This is a genomic window from Sulfitobacter sp. HI0129, assembly GCF_001635395.1.
GTDB lineage: Bacteria > Pseudomonadota > Alphaproteobacteria > Rhodobacterales > Rhodobacteraceae > Sulfitobacter.
In genome coordinates this window covers 1-1268 of the sequence record NZ_LWGH01001122.1, presented here as the reverse complement: position 1 = coordinate 1268, position 1268 = coordinate 1, and the positions used below count along the sequence as shown (strand labels likewise).

Here is a 1268-nt window from a genome sequence, read left to right as displayed (position 1 = left end):
CAATGTAGCCGGTATTGGCCCAATGCACTGTCTGGCCGGCATCGACGGCCGCCTTGATGTCATCGAGTGTCATGGGGTCCTCCTTACGAAGAATGGTGGGGAAACGACGCAAGAAGCCCGGTCGTCCAACCGGGCTTCCATGCAGCATTCGTTTGGCAAACGACCGAGATCTGTCAGGCACCTTGCGTGGCTTGCGTCGCGCGCGCCGCCATCCAATCCTTCAGGCCAAGAACCGTTCTTCCGGCGGCGACCTCGGAGGCCCAGGCAACCCTTGGGTCGCCGCAGGGCTCATCGCCAGAATGCCGGTCGATATGGCCATTGGCCATCCATGGCTCAGGCTGGATCCGTCGCAGCCAGTCCGCCATGCTCGGAATGCGGCCCTGGCAGTCTTCACGGATATGCTGCTCGCCGATCCAGCGCAGGGGAATGTCCCGACCTGCGCTATTGGTCAGGGTCAAGCCGAAGACACGTTCGGCCTCAAAAAGGCCTTGAGCGTGGTGGCGCATGGCTCGGTGCGTGAAGAGCGCGAGGTGCTCTTTCGAGGCGTCAAACCAATCGTGCACAGACTGATAGTCAGATGGCACCCCGCCGAATTTCCGGGCAGAGCTTTCGGCATGATGAAGCGGATGGGCCATCTCACAGCCCCTCGTCATAGCTGTGCGAGCATTCGACATAGCGGTCCGCGTGATCGAGGGTGATGCTGTCTAGTGCTATGTCCCAGGACAGCGTGCCGTAGCCGCCCTCGTTGTTCTCGAACCCCGGGTGATGGTGATAGGCGAGCGACCAGGAGAAGTCGCCAACCTTTGTGGCAAGCGGCTCCGGCAGGTTGACCTCTGCAGGCTGCACCGTCACATCCTCGACATTGCCGGAGTCGCCATAGCCTTCGTATTCGACAGCGACCTCGCTGATGCCAAGCGCACGTAGCTGCGCGAGCAGCTCCACTCTGGATGCCTTCAAGGTGGTTTCGCGCTCTACACGCCACTGAGCCGCCATTGCGGCATAGTCGATCTGGGGATTGGTCATGGGTCTGTCCTCTTGTCTGAATTTGGGGGGCCGGGCGTGGCATTGGTCTGCCCGCGCCCGGAAAGCGCAGCCCGGGCAAACCCCGATCCGCGACGCCCGACCGAAAGCCCGCTTTGACTTTTCAGGCGGCTTGTTCTGACGTCATGGCGGCTTCCTGCCCCACGATCCGGGCCAGAATGCTTCCCGTGTCGATCCCGTCCCCATGCGGCAGGAACACCCGCAACTGGAAGGCAATGATCCCGGTG

The 1268-nt window shown here is 61.9% G+C and carries 2 protein-coding genes; both read right to left on the bottom strand.

From position 1 onward, the window contains the following. Window positions 1–173 precede the first annotated feature (173 nt). A complete protein-coding gene (locus tag A3764_RS23490; RefSeq protein WP_067920585.1) occupies window positions 174–635 on the bottom strand; it encodes a DUF6915 family protein in 462 nt (153 codons plus the stop codon). Between the two features lies 1 nt (window position 636). Beyond that, window positions 637–1023: a DUF6878 family protein gene (locus tag A3764_RS23485; RefSeq protein ID WP_067920583.1), complete on the bottom strand. Its 387-nt coding sequence runs from the start codon at window positions 1021–1023 to the stop codon at window positions 637–639. Window positions 1024–1268: the final 245 nt, after the last annotated feature.

Coding starts and splice junctions, on each gene's coding strand:
- A3764_RS23490 (WP_067920585.1), bottom strand. CDS start 635: ATGGCCCATCCGCTTCATCATGCCGAAAGCTCTGCCCGGAAATTCGGC.
- A3764_RS23485 (WP_067920583.1), bottom strand. CDS start 1,023: ATGACCAATCCCCAGATCGACTATGCCGCAATGGCGGCTCAGTGGCGT.